This is a genomic window from Flexilinea flocculi, from assembly GCF_001192795.1.
GTDB classification, from domain to species: domain Bacteria; phylum Chloroflexota; class Anaerolineae; order Anaerolineales; family Anaerolineaceae; genus Flexilinea; species Flexilinea flocculi.
This window is the reverse complement of the sequence record NZ_DF968181.1, coordinates 275,404-299,692: the sequence shown is the minus strand read 5'-3', so window position 1 is coordinate 299,692 and position 24,289 is coordinate 275,404. Positions and strand designations below refer to the sequence as shown.

Sequence of the window (24,289 nt, the reverse complement as noted above, 5' to 3'; positions counted from 1 at the left end):
AATTGCTGCAAATCGATTTATTCAGTTGGAAGGACTGTTACGCATATTTTTTATAAGAAAGCAAATTGGCAGATAGAAATGAAACGTAAAAACCTGCGATTCAATTTAAGAATGTAAAGCTGTTAATAATTTGTTTCATTATCTCTTGATTGTCATCATACTCAGCAGGTATGGTATGAAAAGAAAGGACATAAATCATTACGTCCTGGTTTACCAGCCATAAATCATGAAACCGCCACCAGGGTTCTCCCCACGGTCGATCGTAGGTTATTTCGTAACCTGAATATTCCTCATTTTGATAAAGCTTTTTTTCAACATTTTTTATTGCAGGAACAGGTTTTTCATAAGCTGCAGTAAACCTATCTGCTAAATCCATTCCCCCTGCAAGCGGGGAACTGGCTACTGAAAAGAAGGCTGTGCCTTGACCAGCAACGTCAGAATTTTGAATTGATACAATTTCCTCCAATTCAAATCCATAATAATTTTTCCTTGGACTGTATCGATCACCCCAAACAGTTTCCATTAATGCCCAACCTTTCGGGATTTCAAAACGGAAATTATCATTTTCAAAAAAACGTTGGGTGATTTTGCTGTCAGGAAACGATTGATCACTTTCATTCAGAGAAATTGATCCGAGAACAAAAGAAATCAACAGTATTATTTCGAAGTAAATAATTCCAATTCTTTTCATGTTTCGGCCTCCTTTCAAATTAACTGTTTTGGTATGAGATTTCAGAAACATCAGAAAACGAATTTGTTATCGTTAAAGTCTTTCTTTAATTCTATTATCGGACAAATCTGACATAATTAATCGACAATCTTTACTACCAGACACGCCTGATGACGGCTGATGCAACAAAATAGCCATGGTCTTTCTCAGTCTTCGGTTACAGTGTCTTTCTTCCATGTCATCTGCTGCAAGTACAGCAAAGAATCATTGCCGAACCACACCACGCCGGAGTTTGTCATTGCGAGCCACAGAGAGACGAAACAATCTCCATGCCCCATAAAAGACGTTAAAAAAATAGAGATGTCGTTTATCCGCATTGGGAAAAAGACATCTCTATTTTTTATTTTGCGATGCAAATTATTGAATTCTTACTTCACTCAATATCATCCAGCGGCAATTTATCGGTAATTTCATCAATAAATTCTGTCGAAAGCCGTTCATCCTTCGCATATTTTCGCACTGTTTCTTTCAATTTATCCAATTGAATAGTGTCATACTTGAAATTTGCTTCCGGATCAAGCTGCGCTTTCGGTCCCAGAAAAATCAGAACCGGATGAATTTTGTCTTCAGGAAAATCAATATCCCGACTGACAAAGTATTTTTTTACAGCTTCGAGATTGGCTGATGCTTCCAGATCAGGACGTCCCAGCGATTCTTGCCCGAACATTTTCATGAATATACTGGCTTTCTTTTGTGTCCAGCGTTGTTTCTTTTCATCGTAACCGATGATACCGCCCTGATAATACGGCATCAGAATAAATGCGCCAGCGGTTCCTACCAACAGATGATCTACCGGATCCATATAATGATATATTGAGAAATTATCACTCAGCCCTTTCAATTTCACATTCATCAGATTATTATTCCCCGGCTCACGCCCCCAACGGGTCGTCATGGAAATCGATGCCTGAGAAAGGAAAACGCCGATGATCAAAGCAAAAAAGGAATACATGAAATATTTTTCTGAAAAAGCAGCGACTGCACCAACTACCAAAATGGCGAAACAAATGCTGGTCAAATATTTAGAAATTTTTTTGTTCTTTTTTAATCGTTTTTCATTGGTATAAATATACATATAAAAAATCCTGTTCTTAAGATAATTTTTCCTGAATTGTCTCTCGAAGGATGGATACCAATTGGATATCCATTGCTTCTTTGACCAGTTTCATTCCATTGAATAATGCTGTGCTGTTAGATCGACCATGCCCAACAAAGGACAAGCCATCGATGCCAAGCAGCGGAGCAGCGCCAATCGCGTTTGGATCCATTTTAACTTTAAGGATCTTAAATGCATCTTTTGCAAGTAACGCGCCAATTTTTGTTTTTAATGATGATAACAGACTTTCCTTCAGCAGATCGGACATCATTTTTGCAGCAGCTTCCGAAGTTTTCAAAAATACATTTCCGGTAAATCCATCCGTCACCACTACATCCGCTTTTCCGGCAAAGACATCCTTAGCTTCGACATTCCCGATAAAGTTCAAACCAGAGCTCTCCAGAAGCGTGTATGTATTACGAGCAAGCTCGTTTCCTTTTCCCGCTTCTTCTCCATTATTCAGCAAACCGACACGCGGAGCTGAAATCTTTTGCATTTTTTCTGCATAGATGGATCCCATCATTGCAAATTGTTGCAGATATTCCGGACGGCAATCCGAATTTGCGCCGATATCTAATACAACACAAAAGCCGCTACGCGTCGGGAATAGTGTTGTAAGAGCAGGACGAGCTACATTTTGAATTCTGCCCAATTTGCGCAGGCTGTTGAACATAGCCGCACCGGTATTTCCCGCCGTAATGAACCCGCCGGCAGCACCTTCCTTGACAAGCTGCAGTCCCACTGCCATGGAGTTATTCGGTTTCAATTGCGCGCTCTTGACTGCTTTTTCACCCATTTCGAGAATATCTTCGGCATGGATGACTTCAATGGGCAATCCGGACAGGTCATTTTCACTGACATGTTGATAGATAATATCGCGATGCCCAACAAGAAATATTTTTTCCCGTGTTTGCGTTGAGAATTGAATAGCTGCCTCAATCTCAGGCTTAGGAAAATCATCACTCCCCATTGCATCTAATACAATTGCCATTGATCACTCCTGGTTATAAATAAATCAACAATTCCGCAATTTTTGATTATTCCTCAGCAAATCTCAATGCGAGGAGGATTATTTGGTATTCTGCAATTCTTGCGCAGCGCAAAAATTTCAGAATATCACAATTTCCAGATTAGTTCAAAAGTCTGATCGATATATCGATTGCTGCTTCAGACGGCACCAATGTCCTTGACAATGTTGCGTAGATGATTATAATACAAAAGCTAAATGCGAAAGTCAATTGCGCTGGTGCTGGAATTGGCAGACAGGCATGGTTGAGGGCCATGTGACGCAAGTCATGGGGGTTCAAGTCCCCCCCAGCGCACAAAATAAATAATGCCGTTCATCAGAACGGCTTTTTATTTTGTTTCCAATCCGTTTCTATTCAGATTACTGTGAAACTGAAATTGAATTGGCAACCAACGTCTTGAATTGTTCTTCTGTTAAATCACAATGATAGAACAATTGATAATAACGGGCAATTTCCGTGTATAGGTCATAATTCGCGACATCCGGATATAGCAATTGTGCCATCCAGATCATCCCAAGGAATCGCTGCGCAGACGGGGGAAACCCCATCCAGTTATATGGGCCAAAAGGCACTTCGTAGTACTTTCCATCTTGAATGGCTTTTACCTGCTGCCAGCCTTCTTTCTCTTTGACCGTCTCATAGATACTGTCCGGATCGAAAAGAATCACATCCGGATTCCACATCAGGATCTGTTCCATATCGACTTCATTTCCGGTTCCTTTTGCAGAAGGATCATCCACAACCGCCAGGTTATTGGATAATAAATCGATAATTTCAGCATGATAGGAATTTTTCGCTATGACATTCTGCCCTTCTGCACCCAGACAATAAAGCAAATTTGCTTTTCCGTTTTCTCCAATCGTATCCAGAATTGTATTCGTTCGGGATAAAATTTCTTCGCAATATAACGCCAATTTCTCCGCCTCATCCTCCATATGCAGAAGTTTACCCAACATTCGGAAGGCATCAGCCATGGTGTTAATGGTTGCCGTCACATGAACAAAAGGCAGTCCAGTCTGTTCCTGTAATTTAGCCAGATCCTCAACAATTGTTTTCTTCGGTTCTCCAACATCAATAACCAATTGCGGGCTCTCGTGCAGCAGTTCTTCCAGGTTCATCTCACCTTTTCCGCCATACAACTGGCCCAAAACCGGAAGCTGATAATAGACAGGATCCAAATATTGTTCTGCCTCTTTTGTCCATTCAGTCGCGATACCGACAAGTTTGTCGGGCGCCAATGCAAATAGAACGATCTGAGCCAGCGGACCGGAAACTGCGATTCGATTGATCTCTACAGGAACTTCAACCTGGCGTCCGACAGAGTCGGTAAAAATGACAGTGGATTGATCTCCCGCTTCTCCTTCCGCTGAACATACAACACACATCGACAAAGAGATCATACATACTATTAAAAACCAAAGTAACTTCTTTTTCATTTGCGTGTATCCTTTTGGGGGCATATTAAATAACGTTGAAATCGCTGCCATTGATTTCAACGAATATCACTTGACTGATTCTGAATCACACTTCGGGGAATACAAACACGAACAGCATCCTGATAAAGACTCATCACTTCAATCTCCACATCATATAGTTCCTGAATGATTTGCCGGCTGATAATCTCTGAAGGACGTCCGTATGCCAACACATTCCCTTCTTTCAAGATCAATACTCTGTCAGAGAATTGAAATGTCTGATCCGGATTATGCGTTGACTGAATAACGGTATAGCCTTCATCGGCCAAAGATTTAATCTGCGTCAGTACTTTAATCTGATTACCGAAATCCAGACTGGCCGTCGGTTCATCTAAAATCAGAATATGCGCATCCTGTGCCAATGCGCGCGCAATAACCGTCAATTGCCGTTCTCCGCCGCTGATTTTTGTAAAACCGCGATCACGCAAATGCTCGATTCCCAAACGCTGCAAGGCTTGTTCCGCCCGCTGAATCTGTTTCTTTCCAGGACTTGACATCACCGAGATCTGTTGGGTCGTCCCCATCAGGACCATATCAAAAACAGAATAATTGAAAGACGGATAATAGATTTGCGGAATATAAGCAATCCGTTTTGCCATTTCCCCTGCAGATAACTTACGAATGTTTTCTCCATCCAGCAAAATTTCACCGCTATATCCGTTCAACAACCCCAGAATACAACGAAATAACGTACTTTTTCCAACACCGTTCGGGCCTAAGATCGAAAGAAATTGGCTTTTTTGAGCAGAAAAATCAATATGATTCAGGACAATGCGCTGATCGTAAGAAAAACTTAATCCTTTGACAACAATGCTCAAAATGAATCCCCCTTTCTTGTCAGGAGATAAATAAAAAAGGGTGCTCCGATAAAAGCTGTCAAGATGCCCAGGGGAATTTCAGTGGGCAGCAGATTTCTGGAAAAATTATCCACGATCAATAAAAATAAAGCGCCTAAAGTCATCGAGGCGGGCATCAAGTGTTTGTAATTATTCCCGACAATTTTCCGTGAAAAATGGGGGATCACAAGACCAACCCAACCAATCATTCCACTGACAGAAACGCTGGCTGCAGTGATCAACGTGGAACAAAGGATGACAGCCAGACGAAGCAATTGAACATTGATACCCATGGTACGCGCCTCATCATCGCCAAGTGTCAAGATATTGATCCGCCACCGCAGCAGATAGAGCGGTATTAATCCAAGCGACATGGGAATGATGACGAATAGAACATCTTTCTTTGTTGTTCCGGAAAGACTTCCCATCAGCCAGTATGTAATCGACGGTAGTTGATCATTGGGATCTGCGACCAGTTTAATAAAAGAAGTTCCGGAAGAAAAGAGCGAACTGACCATGATTCCAGTAAGGATTAATCCAATTACTTTCTTCCCTTCGACATGGAAACTGATGAAATATACGAGAAAAACTGTGAGAAGACTAAACAAAAAAGCGGAAATCGTAATCAGTTTACTGGAAGCATTAAAAAGAATTGCCAATGCTGCTCCAAAAGCAGCGCCGGATAATGCGCCTAAAATATCAGGAGCCGCCATGGGATTTTGGAAAACTCCCTGATAGGCAGCTCCGGCAGCAGATAAGCAACAGCCGACCAGACAAGCCATCAGAATTCGCGGCAGACGAATATTAAAGACCACGGTTTCCATCTTCTCTTCCCAAAAAGGACTGATTGTGAATATTCTTGAAGACAGAATACCCAGCAATTCTTTCGGTGAAACAGGATAGCGACCAAACATAAATGAAATGACGATGGCAGCCAAAAGGACCGCGATTAATATCACATTAACGGATGTAAAATAAATGGCTTTTCGTTCCTGCTTCACAAAGACAATTCCTTTCCAGCGGTAATTGAATCAATATTCAATCCTTGTTTCATTTCAGTGGGAGGATGTATCCATTTGTTCCGGTAAATTATGGAATTCCTGATCCATTAAAATTGCTTCATACAAGCAGTCCCGGTTTTCCGTATCGATGGAATAAAGTTTTACATTCGGATGATTTCGTATGGCGTTCAGAAAAGGAGTATCTTTCATCTTCAAGCTGGCAATCACATGAAAATTCCCATCCAACACTGAAAAAACTGCCTGACAAAACTGAAAAGCTTCCGATTCCATCGTTCCCAATTCATCCATTACAACCAGACTGCCTTCAGGAATGTTATTTAACAGATACGCATGTTGATCAAAAATATTCGAGAAACCGACTGAACCGCCGATCGTACATATTCCGACACAATTTTCCTTCGTATACTTTCTGGGCTGATTTGGAGCGTGTATGTATACATAACTATTTCCGAAAGAATCCGGTTTTTCTTTTTTTGTAAAAAAACCATACACAGGCTCATTCTGCAAAAGTAGAATCTTCGAAATCAGAGTCGATTTTCCTGAGCCGATTTTTCCTGTGATCAGCAGATGCTTTTTTTTGTCCATGATCATCACGAAACCTTAAACATTTCTTCATGAGAAAATAACAGGTCCCGATTTCTGTGCTGCGCCCTATGTAAAATCAGTTCCGCCGTAATACTGATCGCAATTTCCTCAGGTGTCTCTGCCAGTATGGGCAGACCAATCGGGTTATGAATTCTCGCTATATCCGTTTCACAGATACCAGCCTCCCGAAGTCTGGATTGAGTTGCTGCCATTTTATGTCGGCTTCCAATCACTCCAACATATGATGCCGGTGTGCGCAGCGCCTGCTCCAAAACCTGATAATCAGCCTGATGGCCGCGTGTCATAATAACGACATAATCAGAATCTGTGATCGTAATTTTTTCTGAGATGGAATGGAAATTTCCTTGAACGACTTTCACAGCGCCGAGGAACAAAGAAAGGTCAGAAAATTGCTCGCGATCTTCAAAAACAACTGGACGAAATCCAACACGGGCAATCATCGGAACCAGCTCCTGAGATACATGCCCGCCGCCAAAAACATAGACATACCCGCTTTGAGACAAAGGTTCGACATAGTATGCCGGCTCTGTCTGAATGAGAACTGCTTGTGATTTAAAATTTTTTTGGAAATCCTGCGGATATTCTGCCTGTGAAAAAAAAGCGTTACTTTGCCGGTCAAAGAGATTTATATTCCAAATCGATTCTTCATGAATTTCTGTGATCAGCCAAGAATCAACATTCTTATCCAACAACTCATTGATCCGCCGCACTAATTTCAAATACTCCGGTTTATCAGATGTAAAAAACTGAAAATAGACTTTAACATCTCCGCCGCAAATCATCCCCAAATCTGCGACCTGATTGGGCGCAAGTGTAAATGCCTTGGTAAAAGATTTCCGGGTTTGATGAACTTCCAAACCGATCAGACTCGCAGCATGTTCCACTGCACCTCCGCCAATGGTTCCAAGCGTTGTCCCATCTTCAAAAATGATCATTTTTGCGCCAGCGCCACGCGGGGTTGATCCGCTTGATGCAATGATACTGCATAAAACTACGTTTTTCCCATTCGAAAGCGCTTCCTGTAATGCTAAAAACAATTCTTTCATGCTTTTTAATCCCTCCTTCGGTGATTTCCCCGATCCATCGTCTTTCCGCTGATAATAAATTCATCAGGGATATCTTCCGTATCCAACGCAATCAATCCCAGTCTTTTTTCTGAAGGGAGATAAAACGGATATCTGCCCGAAGGATCCTTAATCAGTCGATTTCTGATCATCTCCTCATTAATTCGCTCAGGTTGATCATCCTGACTGTAGATCTGAAAAAAAAGTACAGCATCTTCCAGACTATGAAATGGCTGCCCCATTTGCAGTGAAAAGCGCTCTTTTTGATAAGGAATACTATTTTCATCCAAATCGTTGCATGTTTTTTCAAAAGAATAGCGGTCAAGCACATGGTGTCCGATTGAAAAACGATGCTCATAATAATCTTTTTTTATCAAAATTACTTTCCCAACACATTGCTCACGGGCAATTGTCAATGATTCCTGCGTATTTCCGAAGAAACAAAAAACCATTGCATCATATCGAGTTGATGGTGGACATTCAAAAATATTTCCGAATCGAGGTGAAATATTGGAAATATCGAATTTATGTATATTTTCGGATAATACTTCCAAAGCTTCTTCAGAGCAATCGATGGCAGTGACCGAAGCGGCAAATTGTGCCAGTTTCAGACTTAAATAGCCTAAGCCACATCCCGCATCGCAGATCCGGATTCCTTGTTGGAGATAGGCGAAGATTTTTTCTGCCAATTGTTCATAATAATCAGAATACTCAGATGCATCCCGCAGGAATTTGATTGAAGGAGGTGTCCAAACATACATTTCGAGTTGTTTCTTCCGGATCAAACAGTTATCTGTGAAAATTTATGCTCTTTTTGTTATACAGGAGAGATCACAGAAATAAATTCATACTTTTCTGATAGCATTTTATTACTCAATTATTGATTAGTCAATATGTGATTATTCAACCAATCCGTTCTTAAATAAGCACGAACTCTTTGTCGTTCTTATGGATTTGCACTTTTTGTAAAAAAACCACGATAATAATTTTTCTCGATCATTCCGAAAAAAAAGCTTAAATATCGAATCGTTGGTTGCCATTTCGAAAAAATTCAATTATGATCATAGCATGCAAAATGAACCGGAACTGACAATCATCATACCCGCATATAATGAAGAATTGTCGCTGCAATGGTTTCTTCCCGTTGTGATCGATTTTTGTAAAGAACGAAATTTTCGATTAATCGCAGTCAACGACGCTTCGACCGATAATACGGGTGAAATCTTGAAAAACTATCAGAATTCCTGGAACGGGATGACAATCCTCACCCATAAAGTCAATCGCGGATATGGCGGAGCATTAGCAACCGGAATATCCAATTCAAAAACCAGATTCACCGTGACAATCGATGCAGATGGACAGCATCGTGTGGAGGATATTGATGTTCTATTGCACGCCCGTAACGAGATCGACGCAGACCTGGTCATCGGAAAAAGGACTGAGGGAATAAAGGTATTTCAGGAATCCTACCGTTCTCTTGGGAAAAAAATTATCCGAGGTACGGCAAAATTGATGATGAATGTTCCAGTACAGGATTTGAACAGCGGAATGAAACTATACGATACGGTGTTAGCGCAGAAATATTTAAAACTATGTCCCGACAGTATGGCTTTTTCTGAAGTAATGACACTAATATTTTTACAACAGAAACACCTTGTAATAGAAGTTCCGATAAAAACAGAATCCCGAAAACACGGCACCAGCACAATCAATACGATGACTGCGTTGGACACTATCATTCAGATTTTTAACGTCGTTATGGTTCTGAATCCAATGCGCATATTTTTCCCGATCGGACTGACAGCCCTTTTACTGGGGATTCTATGGGCTATCCCGTTCTTCCTGCGGGGAAACGGACTCTCCACTGTCGCTATGCTGATCATCACAACCGGCATGATCTCCATGATGCTGGGACTGCTTGCAGAACAGCTTGCTCAAATCCGAAAAAGGAATCTTTAACGATCAATTTTCTCTCGATTCAAGCAATTCCTACGAAAATTGAATTCAATTATCGCAGGAATTACACTGAACATTTTGAAATTTGGAAACACCTTTTGTAAAAAGAGAGAAAATTTTTTTCCATTTTTCGAATTGCTGCCTCTTCTCAAGAGGCTTTATTATTTTTTAAATTGCTGAATCAAATGGCTGGAATTTAGGACAATTATGCAGATCGCAATCGTTTAAGTATCTTTTGCAGCGAAATGACAATTGATAAAACCAATATCGGATAGAACAGATAATTCACAAATGAAGTATCCAACGGTTTTAAATTCAAAAAAGCAAACATTTTGTTTACCCAATCTGGTGCATTCATAAAAAGGATATCTGCCTGTATTTGGAATAATGAATTTAGGACTAAGATGATTATGTTTTTCCCGAAAACCCAAATGAGTAATTGCCCGAGAAAAGGATATTTGCCGAATAAGCCTAAGAACGCGAGCAGCATACCGCTCCCGAAAGCTGCAAAATGAGCAGCCGGATTTTGCGGAAAAACAGAATAAATAATCCAGATGTTAGAAACACAAATCCAACATACACAAGCCATTATCAAAATTTTTAGGAACAGATTCAGGATTGAAAATGCATTTCTTTTTATGGATTTCTTATTGGAATTTTCTCCAAGCGTTGTTTTAATGATGGCATTCTTTATTCGTTCTGTCTGAAAAAATTTTTCCTGTTCAGGATCAACTTTTTGCAGAATACTGTCGATAGCTTTTCCATATTCCCGATTAAAGCGAAAAATTGGCAACGGAAAACAGTTTAAATAATTCTTTTCATCACGATAATAAAGGTTAAACGCGAATCCCCACCCAAACGAAGAACCATACTCGATACGTTCTATTCGGGGAATATATATTTTATATATCTTCGGAATGATCGGAAGATATTGCATGGGATATCGAGCGATGATCCAGTTATTATCTATCGTCACTTGCATATAAAACCACACCATCACTTGATAAATAAATATCCAACCAGCCAGGAAACAGGGAATTCCAGCAAAGAATAGGAATAAAAACAGGGATGAAAGTGTAGGAAAATCAGTCCGAAAATTTATGGAAAAGCAAATTGGAAAAATCCAACAGGAAATTCCAATTGGCAATAATAAAAACCATAGCCAAAAACGATCCTTCCAAAAATTAAATCGGAATGTCTTCTTGTCGGATTTTGAATAATTCATTGGTACAGACTCCTGTGACATGAATTATTTTAATTACACTTCTCTTAAGAATTATATCCGTCAAAAAATAAAAAAAATTAGCAGTTCGAAATATGGATTGATTCTTCGAAAAAAGAAATACAACTTGTTGTGGAGAACTGTTTATCCAAGATTCATCAATAAAAAAAATGGGATTCCTCCAAAAACGAGAAATCCCTTCAATCTGATTCTGTTCGAAAAGAAAAAATATGTGTTTATTCTTGAAATATCTCAAATCAATGACCGGCATCCATCAGTCTATTCCGGATAAATTGAATAATTTCATTCCAGGCTTGCGTTGCTTCTGGAAACAGCGGAGAAAATAAAGGGAAACAATGCACCATATTTTTCCAAACACGCAGTGTTACTTCTGTACCCGAATTCTTTGCTTTTTCAGCAAAACTCAATGAATCATCGAGCAGAATTTCATGGTCTCCTACAACAATCATGATAGGCGGCAGATTGCTCAAATCACCGTACAATGGAGAAATCCATGGGTTTTCCGGGTCATTTGAACCATAATAGTATTTACTCCAGACCTCCCATGAACCAAGTATTGAAATGTCTTTGTACATGTTCTTCTGGTAGGATTTCCCGGTACATTTCAGATCTGTCCAAGGAGACAGAGCAACACCGGCTGAAGGCATTGCCAGCCCTTCGTCCCGAAAAGCCAGCAAACTTGCCAGGCACAGCCCCGCACCAGCAGATTCACCGACAATAATCACATCGGAAGATTGCACACCTTGATTCAGCAGCCAGCGATAGGCGGTCAGTGTATCCTCCATTGCCGCGGGAAATGGATTCTCTGGAGCCAATCGATAATCATACAGCAGCGCACTGATACCGGAATCCATCACAAATTTCATCACATGATTACGGTGATCCATGCAATTCCCGCTGACATATCCGCCACCATGTGTGTAAAAAATCGCTTTTGTCCCGGCGGATGGCATTTTGGAGACTCCGATTGGATGAATCCATTCGGCATAGACTGGAGGATTGCCCGGGATTTCCACGGATTCCACACAAAGATTCTCTGGAACGCGGTTAAATTTCTTAGCCCCCTCCAGACATTCGGCTCTGAATTTTTCAATCGAAGAGTCTTGCGTCACGATCTCTCTTCGGAACGGATACCTGAACAGGTGTCGGTTGCGAACACTCCAGAGAATCAATTTACTTTTAAAACTGGACATTTTCTTTCTCTCCTAAAAAAAAGCAATGTAAAATTTTGGCAAGCTTTTCGAATAACAAAGAGAAAATTCTTCGCATACTCCGAAATTCAAGCTCCAAAATCATAGCTGTTCCGATTTCTCCGATTTTGATCCGTTGATAAAAAGACGAATACACGCATCCACAGCGGCTTGGGGATCATATGTTTCTGGTTGAAGATAATACGGTTTGATTGCTGCGATTAATATGTATTCCACAAATCCAACAATCAGATCCGCTGGTAGATCCGTTCGGATATCCCCTTCATCCCTGCCCAGTCGGATAATCTCTTCGATCAAGCTGGATAAACCGCTTTCCATCTCATTACTGATTGGTGAAAACGATAGTGTCAGACGCATGCGATACAGCATATATTTTTCAAATAACGCTTTTTGCCTCCGGATTCCCTGAAGCAGCGTCATCAGTAAAAAAGTCAGACGTTCCTGCGTATTCGGAAGGTTTTGGATTTCTTCGATCCGTTCACGGTCATGATTATAGAAAGACCTTTGAATATACGCTGCGATGACCGTATCTTTCGATGAAAAATAATTGTACAGAGTTCCTTTCGCAACATCAGCCTTCTCAGCAATCTGATCCATGGTCACTTCATCGATTCCAAATTGATCAAAAAGCGTGATCGCGGAATCAATAATTCGATTCCGCATTTCCTCTTTCTTACGATCCATCCGGTTCATCATTGACTGGTTCATCATTCTCCTGAAGTCAAATTGAAAATTGGTATTCGAATGACCAGAGATGTATTTTAAAAACAGCAGTATCGGTCATTGCCAAGTATTTATACTCCGTTCATTATTATACTATATATATTTTTGTACGAAGTACATTTCATTCAATAGTATTAAAAAAAAGATGGTCAATCGTCACGTCGATACCATCATGTTTTCAGGATATTTCATAATCGATGAAATTGCCCTAATACTCAGTAAATGCCGTACCAGCAATTCGAAAAATTGATCAGCCTTTTAGAATACAGGGAAGATAACCATTCATTTTTTAGCAATTAATTTATTAATCATGCTTTTTGAATCAAAAGGGAGAACTGATATTTCTTTCCACAAATCGTATTGTTGCCCATATTTGTAAATCACTGTGATGGCAGGTTTCAGGAGGAAATTTCGATATTGCATTCGTATTTTCATCATTTTCCTCGACACTGTCGATTATGTATAAAAATGTTTTCATCCTACATTAATGTTTTTAAAGTTTTCATCGCCTTTAAAGTAATCCACTTGGAAGGTTTTCCTTTGTGCTCTATCGAAACAAGCGTTTTACCATTGTAAGAGTTTTCCATCAGCCACGTCCCGCTATCAGAGCGTTTGCTTTCGACAACAGCGATGGCATCATCCAACCTGGGATCGTTGATTTGCAAATCCGCAAAAATTCCGAGCAGCTCCAGCACATCCGTCTGATACATCAGCGGAAAGCCAAATTTCAGCCATCCTGGTTTGGATATTGAAAACAAGTCATGGCTCTTTTTGTATAAATGATGTATCAGAAAATACTCGGATAGCTGTTTGATCTTCGCAGTGACCGCTTCACTACGATTCTTCTGAGGAATGGCTGCCAACGCTTTCAGGGCTTTTGCGACTCCCATATGACAGGAATGCAAACCCCAGCATGACGAGAATCTTTCGATAAATGGATCCACCGGCGGTCGTGGATCTCCGTCATCTGTTCGCTGATAACGACAGATCCAATCTATTGCTTTTTGTATTCGCTCGTCTTCCAAATATCCGAATTGGATCAATGCGAAAACCATATTTCCGGTCAAACAGGGAATGATTCCGCCGGACAAACCGGATTGTGTTTTCATACTGTAAGAATGGGAGAAACTGCCGCTTTCCGAATGATAAGAATGTTGAAGAATAAATTCGCATGCATCTTTTACTCGTTTATCCGCTCCATCTGCTCCCAGTTCGGCCAAGATAAGCAGCGTCCAGGATGATCCTTCGTACTTGTCATCATAAAATCTTTCCGGGTTTCCCCAGGATCCATCAGCATTTTGCCGCTGTAATATATTCGGTACAACTCCATGTTCCATGATAGCATTTCGTGCCGATTTCACTTCCGGATCCTCAGCAGAACATCCGCACAAAGTAGTCAATGCTGCATATCGAACGGATGGGTTTTCTTCTTCCAGCAACCAATCAAGAATTCTTTCATTCATTAAATTGTTCTACCTTGATTACAACGATTTGACAAAATATCTGATTTTGATAATATGTTTATCTTTTTTGATAATCCAGAAAGTTTAAAACCCGGTAATACGAAAAAGTGACTTGCCATTCAAGTAAATCGACACAAACAGGATAAGTCCGCTGTTGTGATTGATTATGGATAAAATGAAGTATTCTCAAATCAAGACAAGTTTTTCGGGGCTTAAGGAACTGTTGCTTTGAAATTATCAAAAGCTACCCGATAAGGATTCTTTTCATCCACATCATTCATCGATACCGCAAAAATGATCGCTTTTCCAAAACCGAGGTCAAAATCTGTGATTTCTGCTTCCTTTTGTCCATTGATGTCTAAAATGAGTTTACTTCCCTTACAAGAAAAAACAATTTGTTCAGTGATTTCACCACCATATAATGCATCCGTCTGAATCCAGTCTGTCAGATACATAGCGTTTCCGGCTACTTTTTTGTAAAAACGATATGCGCCACCTCCAGCAGCATCCGGGATGATCGTCACCGAATAAAAATTATTCGGATCATTCTCACGGCAGAAAAAGCCAAAGCCACCCATTCCAGGAGTCACAACTTTTACATCAACTGATATTGTGGTATTCGTAAAAAGCCCGGTAAAATTCCAGGGGACTTCTGCAGAAACATACTTATTTGGTTTTGTAACCTCAAAAACGAGCTCTTCATTCTCATTGAATAAAGAGCCATTCGACAAATCGGACATAATCTTCCAAGCATTCGTTCCTCTTGAAAAATCATCTGTAAACCACTGTTCGACATCTGCGGGAGGGAAAGGTTCGACGGGAGTTGTTTCGGATTGACCAACAGCGGTCTGTTCGATTTCAGCCATCTGAGCCTCTGTCGAAAATTGAAACTCAGTTAAATTGGTATTTGTCTCAGTGTTGAATGGTTGTTGAACTTCATTTTCCGGCATATCCTCTCTGGTCAATTTTTCGACTTTGAATGTCACTTCAAGCGGTGTCGGGATAGCTGCATTCATAGTATTATTGACTTGAAAAACAGGAACAACAGGCTCAGATATTTGTTCGACATACCCTTTGTCAATTTGAATCCATTCACCATTCACATCGACATAAGACGTAATCACACCCGCATTGCGCAACAAGCGGAATTTGCCTTCATTTCCGATAGCATCCAACGTATTCCAGGATGCATCCCGTATTTTTTTATAATCAACCTTTGTTACATACTTATTGCCATTATCCGTTTGGAATGCACCGACACCGATACGTTGATATTTGTCTAACACTCCATTGACTGGAATCCCTTCAACATTTTCAACAGCCATAAAGAAAGCACGACTTTCCCCCGGTTGGTGTTCCGGTAATTCAGTTTTATACGAAGCGATCAGCTCAAAATTGCCGGATAAAATTTCGCCCAGATATACGCTCGCATCTCCGAAAACAGACCCATCCAGTTTTAGCTTTACGGTGGATTCATCAATGATTTCAACACTACCCTGACCGGAAACAACGTCCCATTCAGCCTTTGATAAAGAATTTTGAGGCCCGCTGATCAGACTGATCTCGGACAGCATGCTTTTTGCAACAGCCGGTTCGCCCGGCCATTGTCCGCCATAGATAAAAGTCCAGCCGGTATATAATGTATCTGGAACGTTGATTTGCGTCCTTGATGAAAGATTCCACGTTACTCCATCATCAATACTCCAATACGTGTTAAAGATATCCCCACGGCGGGTCAGCCGCAGCAAAACAGGTAAATCCTGAATCTCTTTGCCGCTTTTTGAAGAAACATCATTAAATATTCGCAATACACTTCGTCCCGATTCTCTGCGCCAGCCACTGCCTATCTGGAGCGTATGAGCGAACAATGAATCTTCAGGAACTTGCCCTGCGAGAAATCCTAAAAACGAATCAGGTGCGTAGATGATGAAATCCAAAGTTACCCACCGGTCGTTCGGCCCAATCAACAATGCTCGTGTCTGAAGGTCAAAATCGCCGGTCACTTTATGCATAAAAACCGGGGAATTATCGCAATAATCCCCGATGCAATCGCCATGGGGGACATCAATCTCCGTTACGCCATTTATTACATGAATCATTGCGTTATAGCCAGGATCTTGCCAGATCCAACCAGCATCCAATGGATCTGATTCGGATGGTCCGGTCACCATTCCTGCTGGTTCCGGGATATCATCACCGATAAAAATATCTTTTGGTTTTAGTCCGTGGTAACGATTTTGTTCGTCAGCGTTGACTGAATAATCACTTAATGCCCCGGAATCTAAATTGATAGCTTTTCCTGCATCAACTTCTATTTCAGTTCCATCCGGAAAAACTGCCGTGACACTCCCTTCATTGACACTCACGGTATGTTCATTCGCCCAGTCTGAAACATAGCTGACAACTGAAAAATCAGTTCCATGTCGAACGATCGTTTTATCGCCAACCTTCACCACAATCGGTTTGCCTCCCTGAGCAGGGCTGGTAAACCGAATTTTGCCTTTTTCCAATCGCACAACCGGCATGCCAGTCGTATCGATATCAAATGAAACTGCGGAGTCTCTTTGAACGGTCAGTCTCGTTCCGTCTCCTAAAACCAAAACTGCCGGACTGTTTGATGTTGTCAGTTTATCTCCTGCATTAAAATTCTCACCGGCAGAGGCAACTGAATCATTCTTAGCAGCCAAAATTTCAAGGGATGCGCTGTAACCCTGTCCAAAACAAGCTCCGGACAGTGGTCCGCTTCCAGCCGGTGCTCCAATCACAATTCTGATCTTTCCTGCTCCGGGAATATCAAATTCTTGCTGCAAATCCGAGTCTTCATTTTGACCGGACAATTCAGCAATTTTCTGTTCGTTTCCGAAAGATTTCCCGATTTTTTGAGCAAAATATACACGCATCGATGAGTTCCAGTTATAGAGGGACCATCTCTGCTGAACAGGCGGACTGCCCTTAATCACAGCCTTCGCCTTAGCCCCTCCTGAGACATTAAATGGGCCAAAAACCTGGGCTGGATCACAAGGTTGGTCAACTCCATGTTCTGCAAAACTGCCACCTCCGGACCAAAGCATCCCGGGGGACATGGGCGGATTGCTGACAGTAATGGAAGCTCCTGATCCGAGTTTCAAAACTGCTATGGGAGGTTTTTTATTTTCGGCAGGAGGAAATACTTTTTTATAATCCGCATAATATTCCTTCATTGCCTTGATATAATCTTCGTGAGATCCCTGCAACAATCGTGAAACGATATAGTAAATGTTGTCCGGATTCAGAGGTAATCCATCTTTTTCCAATTGTGCCCGAATCATTGCATATTTTTGCAGCCAGGCAGCCAGTTTTGCGTTACATTCCTTTTCATAATACTGACAAAGGTCATCCACTTCCAAAGGTTTATCGGTTAGTTCAACATGGTTTTCTCGCAGCCATGTTTTTAGCTGTTCCAAATTTTGGAGATTCTCGGTCTTAATTTTTTCAGTTTGAATCCGTCTGGAAAAGTATTCTTTGATGACAGCTGTTATTTCCTCATCAGTGATATTCGGGTTTTCTTTTCGCATTTCAATGGCTACCTGACGTAAACCACCCTGCTCCAATTTTCCGGGAGCAATCCCATACGTATTCAACATCTCATCAATTCTGCCGTCATATTCGGTGATAAGTTCATTAAACATATTTTCGAGCACGTTATTTTTATACGCCGAAATTCCCAAATTCATCACACCTGCAGATAACCGCGCAACGATATCCACCGCAACAGCCACCGGATAGCCAAATTCCAGCAGTTCAATAAAAGCTTGTCCGCCTGCAGACATGTAACCAATCGATTCTCCCCTTTGTTTCCCCTCCTGATAGGCAGAATAAATCGCATAACCAGCAAATAGTGCATTGGCAGTATACCCCAGTGCTTTAAATGATTTTTCGGCAAACCCTTCAACGGCTTCATCCGCTCCGTGTAAAAGTGCTTTTTCAGAATCATTTAATTGGTCGTATGATCGCCCAAAAACATCCATTGCCCTTTCGTTAAAATAGGTAGTTCCAAATACTCGCTGGGAAATCCGTTCTTTAAATACTTTTGTCATTTGACTGATTTCCTGATATTCATACTTTCCTAATTTTTGAATCGCAATACCTTCCACCTCATTGAAATAACCGGGAGGCAGGTTTGCCATAGCTGCTGCCAATTCGGAAGCGAGTTTTTCCGTTTGTTTTCCGGATGTCATCATATCCAGAAAAGTTTCAGCAACTTTTTTGGACATGTTTTTATTGAGCTGATTCATTCCGTTTAAATAGTGTTCTGCGACGTCTTCTGCGGACATGCCGGTCCGTCTCATCATTTCATTGATTGCATCTTCGGGGGTAATACCGGGTGTTTCAAAAATCCTTGCCAGCCCAACCAGTTCCTGTTCTGCTGGAGTCAGTTTTCCTCCGGCCAGTTCATAAGCCTGAAGATTTCGCAAATCATATTTAAAAGTTTTCAATACTTTTTCACTTTCGGAATACTCTTTAGAAACCAGGATACTTTCGCGGAATTTTATATTATCACTAGCAAAACCGAATGCATCAACCGCAGTCAATGCTTTCGGTTTCTCGCCTGCCAACTTCACATAATTGACATCCCCCAGCGTATCAGCAATCGGGTTATATACCCAGCATTTTGGATTATCGTTGTATAGTTTATTTTCCAGCCAGATGTTTCCACCTTTTGTATTGTATTTTTCATAATTTGCAGCCGCCTCAACACGATCCCCCCAGGTTTCGATTTTCGTTGGATCCAATACATGTACGCCCAAATCATTCGGATCAATCTTCCATTTCTGTATAAATTTCGATGAAAAGTCTTCGGCCGCTTCACTGGCATTGGTTCCTTGAGGAATAAAATCATAGTCGCTCTTCCCAGGAATAAATTTACCTCCCGGTTCACCCCGTTGTCCTAAAGTCCCAACCGGAATGATGTGGCTCAATTTGTTTCCTTGATTCAACGAGACATCACGCCAGGTTTCTCTGCACATACGATAAAGATGATTATCAAGAGCCTCGACTGTATTGCGACTGATTGTGCTGCCCTTAGCATTCACGAAACCTTCATATTCTTTATATTTAGAGAGAACCTTTAAAGCTGATTCCTGGCTGCCACCCGGAGTATTGATCATAGATGCTTCGAATTCTTTGATGAGGCTAGTCAGATCATCCGCAGCCTGCACTGCGAGTGACACAGGGAAAATCATGCAAACAATCAGTAGGATATTTATGACATAATAAATTTTATGAATACAACCGGGATGTTTTCGCATAATTTCACCTCAAATTCTGTATTACAAAGTTTTTGAAAGAGTGATGCTTTTTCTTGCATTTTCCACAAATCAATTTTTTTAAAAACAGCATCTTCAAGTGGAATCGGGAAACATGATTTTAATTTTCGAATGACTGCTTCCTAATAAAATCGAATGATTTAAAAATACTTAACTTTCAGTATAGGTAATTTTTTTATACTTTCCAATAATTGGATTAATCATTAACAGATCTTGTTCATAATTCGAAAAGCTATACAAAATTTCGATTTACAAGAAATAACATGCTCATAAAAATATAAAAAAAAAAGCATAATTCCGAATTTTTATTTTTTGAAATGTAATCAACAATAAAAGGATTCAGCAACTCGAAATATGGGGAAGATTCTTTGTTTTTGTGATGTTTTTCGCGATTGATACAAAAGGCAAAGTGATATTATGAATAAAAGAACTGGATATTCAACTCTTGACATTCCAAAAAAAAGGTTATACACTCGTATGTAAACGCTTCAATCATGTTTGGTTTCAATTTCGAAAAAAATAAAATCGATGACGCAGCATGATTGAGTTTTCTCATATAAAACAACACTTTTCGAAAAATAATCGACAATAATTTATCAATCGTTTCAAAAATTATCATAGTATAGATTTGTTTTTTTGTATGCGGTCACTTTTATATCAAATAATGTAAGCGCTTCCATATGAACAAACGCCAGAATAAAATCACGATTGTAGATGTAGCAACCGAAGCGAATGTCTCTTTTGGTACAGTTTCCAGAGTCATTAATAATGATATTCACGTCAAACCGGAAACCAGAGAGCGGGTTCAGCAAACCATGGAAAGGTTGAATTATGTCGTTAATCGACAGGCTCAAAAACTGGCAGGTGGGCGATCAAATGTAATCGGTTTGCTGGTGCCAGATTTGGGCACCGGTTATATCGGAGAAATTATCCGCGGAATCGATTCTGAACTAACGCTATCGGATTATGACTTAATGCTGTATACAACACACCGCACTGCGAGCAAAGAGGCCGGGTATGTCTTTTCGCTTGCACAAGATATGGTCGACGGTATTTTGCTTGTTTTACCTCGGAATCCAGTCGACTATACCGGCACTTTGGCAAAAAAAAAATTCCCCTTTGTTTTAATCGATCACCAGGGAACGGGTAAAGATTGTCCTGCAGTCGGAGCCTCCAATTGGCAGGGAGCTTTCAATGCAACGGATTATCTGATTCAACTCGGCCATAAACGGATCGGCTTCATCACAGGATCCCTGGATTTAGGTGCCGCGATCGACAGATTGGATGGATATAAAACTGCGATGCGGACCCGTCATATTCCCGTTGAATCAGATTTAATTTATGAAGGGACTTTCGCACAGCCAGACGGGTATACAGGAACCATTCAATTTCTTAATGTAGAGCAGCCCCCTACAGCAATTTTTGCATCCAATGATTGCATGGCAATGGGAGTCATCGATGCAATTCGTGATCATGGATTAAAGATCCCTGATGATATTTCCGTCATTGGATTTGACGACATACCACAGGCTTCCTTAGTAAGGCCGGCGCTTACAACCGTTCAGCAACCGCTTGAACAAATGGGCCGGCTGGCAACGCAGATGCTGTTAGAGATTCTTACAGACACGGACAGCAAACCTCATCGAATAGAACTGCCCACACAATTAATGATCAGAGATTCAACGGCAAAACCAAAAGCAGTCCAGGCTAACCGCGAAGTCATACCTTGACTGCTTTTCGTCCGTGGAATCCCTTCGTAGAAAGGAGGTCCGACAGGGACAAATTATAACCGAATCGTATATGTTGTATTTTCGATCAGTAAAAATGTAAGAGCAACATGATATTGTCCTATGGTAGAAAAATAGAAATTTCCTAATTATCATTAGGAGCTATCAAATGGACAATCGAAATGAGCAATGAAGAACTACTCCGAAAAAGTGTCATTGAAGGAGTACTGGAAAAACGAGAAAGACACAAAGATGCGGCTGCAAGACAAGGGATCAGTGAACGACAATTACGGCGGATACTGCAAAGATATCGATTAGTAGACGTTACGGGGTTGGTATCCAAGAAGTGGGGAGAACCCAGTAATCGCAAGATGGAAGCAGCGAAACAGGAGATTGTTGACAACTTTATCGACACAATAGGACATTTCTAAATTGCCTTGACACGTGCATACTCTGAGTACAAAAGGAGAAACGGTATCGAGAGATTTGGGTAATTTGAAGAATACATGCTGATAATGTGTGACAACTAAACAAAAATCTCGGGTCGTCAAGTGGTCCTTAAGGCAGTTTTGAATCAGGTGCTGTTTGGATAGATTGTTTTGCTGTAGATCTTGTGTTTTAAACCGGCCTCGCCGGTAAAAGATTTTTCAAGGAGAAATATTATGAAAAAAATGGTAGTATTATTGTTGGTATTAGGTCTGCTCCTTTCAGCAGTCCCGACATTCGCTGATGACGAAAAGATTGTAGTTTCCCGATGGGCTGGTGACCATGCCGATGATATGAAATTTGTTGCAGAAAATTACAATGCGGCCAATGTCGTCATTGATGATATCGGCTATGAAAACTTACGACAAAAACAGATCCAGAGTTTTTCAACGACTGGTGATTATGATGTGATCTACTTCCAGGAAATATGGGCAGAGGACTACATTCGGAATGGTTGGCTTGCTCCGCTTGATGAATATATCGAAAAATCCGGTTTAGATATCAGTACATTTAGTCCTTCTTTTGTTGAGGTTAACCAAGCGGATGGAAAAACCTATGGTCTTCCGGCAATGACGCATACCTATATCATGGTTTATGATGGCGCTCAGCTTGAGAAAGATGGAATGTCTATTCCTCAGACTCCAGAAGAGATGGTAGCTCTTGCAAAATTCTATAAAGAAAAAGGATCTGGCATTTCAATTCCAGCTGGTCAGGGACAAGCTGCTGCTGATGTTTTCTCTACAATTTTATTCGGGGCAGGCGGAGACTATTTCGATGCTGATGGCAATCTTGCCTTAACAAGCGAGCCTGTACTTTATGCTTCAAAGATTTGGGATGACCTTTGCAAATATTCAGTAGACGGTGCCACTACTTGGCTCAATGAAGAAGCTGCTGACGCGGTTAGAACTGGTATTGCACCTTTTGGCATCACTATTTCAGATACGAACTTCCTTGATTTAAATCCTGATCGTTCCAGAATCGTTGATACAGTTGTATATTCTCCAATTCCACCGAGGAATGACCTGGTTGGACTTGCTGGTGTATGGTCATTTGGTGTTGCCGCCAACAGTGAGAATAAAGAAGCTGCTTTTGACTTTATCAATTGGATGATCGCGCCTGAACAAGATAAAGCTATGGCTCTTCTCAATTCTCAAACTTCTGCGCTTGCTTCTACCGCTGCAGACCCAGAAGTTGCTAGTAAATTCCCATTCATGGCAGCCGCTTCAGAATCAATGCTTAAGGCTAAGTACAATCCTCTGAATCCTGGTGCATCTGAATTAATGCCTGCTCTTCAGGCAGCTTTATCAGAAATCGCAACGTCAGATAATAATCCCGTAGATGTATTGACTAAGCTTCAAAGCGATCTTGAGAGCATTGTTACTTCAAAGTAAATAAATTATGAATAAGGTATTGTGCTCTAAATCTAAAACTAACAGGAATGATTGTGGTATCTTGCCTGTTGTATTTCTGATGCCAACAATCGTAGTTGTACTATTGGTAATGATTTTTCCACTTATTTATGGTATTTTTATCAGTCTATTTGACTACCATATAGGCATGAAAATCACATCAGACAGCTTCGTTGGTCTGGAAAACTACAAAGCTTTGTTGTATGACAAGGTTCTGCACAGAGCCTTCCTGAATACAGTTTTGTTTGCTCTTCTTGCAAACTTGGGTGAACTAACATTTGGTACATTGATCTCGTTAACGCTGTTGAAATGCAAAAAAGGTATCGCCGATTTTGTACGAGGACTATGCACAATGCCGCTTCTAGTTTCCCCAATTATTACCGGGTTTATCTGGAAATATATGTTTGATCCTTCATTCGGTTTAGTTTACTGGATACTCGGATTTTTTGGAATAGACTCTTCGGAATTCCCGGGATTGGGGAAACCTACAACTGCCTTGCTTTGTGTTGCATTTACACATTGGTGGCAGATAACACCCTTTGTTGTTCTAGTCGTTACCTCCGGACTGCTTTCAATACCGGAGGAACGACTTGAAGCCGCTAATCTTGATGGCGCAAGCGGTATTGAATTATTTTTCCTTATCATGCTGCCGGCATTGAAAAATGTGTATTACGTAGTTCTTATTATCAGCGGTGTGGATACAATTAAGGTTTTTGATTTAATTTACGCCCTGACTCAAGGGGGACCTGCAAATTCGACTTTATCTCTAAGTATCTATTCATTCAGAGAAGCTTTTGAGGTTTATCACATGGGGTATGCAATGGCAGTCTCCGTATTCCTTATGATTACTGCTTTTATAATTTTCGGACTGCCTTTTATTCATGCGAACTCAAGTCAGGAGGAATAGA

The 24,289-nt window shown here is 40.7% G+C and carries 19 protein-coding genes and 1 tRNA gene; 6 read left to right on the top strand and 14 right to left on the bottom strand.

Annotation, left to right across the window (positions count from 1 at the left end):
- Window positions 1–100 precede the first annotated feature (100 nt).
- From ATC1_RS06250 to plsX, 3 genes are all read right to left on the bottom strand, one after another.
- Entirely contained in the window at window positions 101–691 is a 591-nt protein-coding gene (locus ATC1_RS06250; RefSeq protein WP_062279401.1) for a hypothetical protein, read from the bottom strand.
- 412 nt (window positions 692–1,103) lie between these two features.
- Window positions 1,104–1,805, bottom strand: a complete 702-nt coding sequence (locus tag ATC1_RS06245) for an NERD domain-containing protein (RefSeq protein WP_062279399.1) — start codon at window positions 1,803–1,805, stop codon at window positions 1,104–1,106.
- Window positions 1,806–1,821: 16 nt separating this feature from the next.
- Window positions 1,822–2,817: a phosphate acyltransferase PlsX gene (gene plsX / locus ATC1_RS06240; protein ID WP_062279398.1), complete on the bottom strand. Its 996-nt coding sequence runs from the start codon at window positions 2,815–2,817 to the stop codon at window positions 1,822–1,824.
- Between the two features lie 249 nt (window positions 2,818–3,066).
- Between plsX and ATC1_RS06235 the strand changes: the two genes are divergently transcribed.
- A tRNA-Leu gene (locus ATC1_RS06235) sits at window positions 3,067–3,148 on the top strand.
- 65 nt (window positions 3,149–3,213) lie between these two features.
- On the opposite strand, the gene ATC1_RS06230 is transcribed toward ATC1_RS06235, so the two are convergent.
- Genes ATC1_RS06230 through ATC1_RS06205 form a run of 6 tightly spaced genes read right to left on the bottom strand, consistent with a single transcriptional unit; the run spans window position 3,214 to window position 8,618 of the window.
- Window positions 3,214–4,290, bottom strand: coding sequence for an ABC transporter substrate-binding protein (locus ATC1_RS06230; RefSeq protein ID WP_062283970.1), 1,077 nt, complete (start codon window positions 4,288–4,290; stop codon window positions 3,214–3,216).
- Window positions 4,291–4,346: 56 nt separating this feature from the next.
- Window positions 4,347–5,147, bottom strand: coding sequence for an ABC transporter ATP-binding protein (locus ATC1_RS06225; protein ID WP_062279395.1), 801 nt, complete (start codon window positions 5,145–5,147; stop codon window positions 4,347–4,349).
- On the bottom strand, window positions 5,144–6,166 hold the full coding sequence (locus tag ATC1_RS06220) for a FecCD family ABC transporter permease (RefSeq protein WP_062279393.1): 1,023 nt from the start codon (window positions 6,164–6,166) through the stop codon (window positions 5,144–5,146). The genes ATC1_RS06225 and ATC1_RS06220 overlap by 4 nt, the downstream gene beginning before the upstream one ends.
- Window positions 6,167–6,220: 54 nt before the next feature.
- Entirely contained in the window at window positions 6,221–6,772 is a 552-nt protein-coding gene (locus ATC1_RS06215; RefSeq protein ID WP_172667727.1) for a nucleoside-triphosphatase, read from the bottom strand.
- Between the two features lie 5 nt (window positions 6,773–6,777).
- Window positions 6,778–7,839, bottom strand: coding sequence for an XdhC family protein (locus tag ATC1_RS06210; protein WP_062279388.1), 1,062 nt, complete (start codon window positions 7,837–7,839; stop codon window positions 6,778–6,780).
- 5 nt (window positions 7,840–7,844) lie between these two features.
- Window positions 7,845–8,618: a class I SAM-dependent methyltransferase gene (locus ATC1_RS06205; RefSeq protein WP_062279386.1), complete on the bottom strand. Its 774-nt coding sequence runs from the start codon at window positions 8,616–8,618 to the stop codon at window positions 7,845–7,847.
- A 307-nt stretch (window positions 8,619–8,925) separates the two neighbouring features.
- On the opposite strand from ATC1_RS06205, the gene ATC1_RS06200 reads away from it, so the two are divergent.
- Window positions 8,926–9,816 carry a glycosyltransferase family 2 protein gene (locus tag ATC1_RS06200; RefSeq protein ID WP_062279384.1) on the top strand — a complete coding sequence of 297 codons (891 nt, stop codon included), beginning with the start codon at window positions 8,926–8,928 and terminating at the stop codon, window positions 9,814–9,816.
- A 202-nt stretch (window positions 9,817–10,018) separates the two neighbouring features.
- Here ATC1_RS06200 and ATC1_RS06195 read toward each other — a convergent pair whose 3' ends face one another.
- The 5 genes from ATC1_RS06195 to ATC1_RS06170 form a co-directional block, all read right to left on the bottom strand.
- Window positions 10,019–11,038 carry a hypothetical protein gene (locus ATC1_RS06195; protein WP_062279382.1) on the bottom strand — a complete coding sequence of 340 codons (1,020 nt, stop codon included), beginning with the start codon at window positions 11,036–11,038 and terminating at the stop codon, window positions 10,019–10,021.
- Between the two features lie 254 nt (window positions 11,039–11,292).
- Window positions 11,293–12,249, bottom strand: coding sequence for an alpha/beta hydrolase (locus ATC1_RS06185; protein WP_062279378.1), 957 nt, complete (start codon window positions 12,247–12,249; stop codon window positions 11,293–11,295).
- A 99-nt stretch (window positions 12,250–12,348) separates the two neighbouring features.
- A complete protein-coding gene (locus ATC1_RS06180; protein WP_082174693.1) occupies window positions 12,349–12,978 on the bottom strand; it encodes a TetR/AcrR family transcriptional regulator in 630 nt (209 codons plus the stop codon).
- A 491-nt stretch (window positions 12,979–13,469) separates the two neighbouring features.
- Entirely contained in the window at window positions 13,470–14,453 is a 984-nt protein-coding gene (locus ATC1_RS06175) for a prenyltransferase/squalene oxidase repeat-containing protein (protein WP_062279375.1), read from the bottom strand.
- 212 nt (window positions 14,454–14,665) lie between these two features.
- Window positions 14,666–19,741, bottom strand: coding sequence for a FecR family protein (locus tag ATC1_RS06170; RefSeq protein ID WP_062279373.1), 5,076 nt, complete (start codon window positions 19,739–19,741; stop codon window positions 14,666–14,668).
- A 698-nt stretch (window positions 19,742–20,439) separates the two neighbouring features.
- Here ATC1_RS06170 and ATC1_RS06165 point away from each other — a divergent pair.
- From ATC1_RS06165 to ATC1_RS06150, 4 genes are all read left to right on the top strand, one after another.
- Window positions 20,440–21,489 carry a LacI family DNA-binding transcriptional regulator gene (locus ATC1_RS06165; protein WP_062279371.1) on the top strand — a complete coding sequence of 350 codons (1,050 nt, stop codon included), beginning with the start codon at window positions 20,440–20,442 and terminating at the stop codon, window positions 21,487–21,489.
- Between the two features lie 179 nt (window positions 21,490–21,668).
- Window positions 21,669–21,917, top strand: coding sequence for a helix-turn-helix domain-containing protein (locus ATC1_RS06160; RefSeq protein WP_062279369.1), 249 nt, complete (start codon window positions 21,669–21,671; stop codon window positions 21,915–21,917).
- A 231-nt stretch (window positions 21,918–22,148) separates the two neighbouring features.
- Window positions 22,149–23,363, top strand: coding sequence for an ABC transporter substrate-binding protein (locus ATC1_RS06155; protein ID WP_062279367.1), 1,215 nt, complete (start codon window positions 22,149–22,151; stop codon window positions 23,361–23,363).
- Between the two features lie 61 nt (window positions 23,364–23,424).
- Entirely contained in the window at window positions 23,425–24,288 is an 864-nt protein-coding gene (locus ATC1_RS06150; protein WP_201777250.1) for a carbohydrate ABC transporter permease, read from the top strand.
- Window position 24,289: the final 1 nt, after the last annotated feature.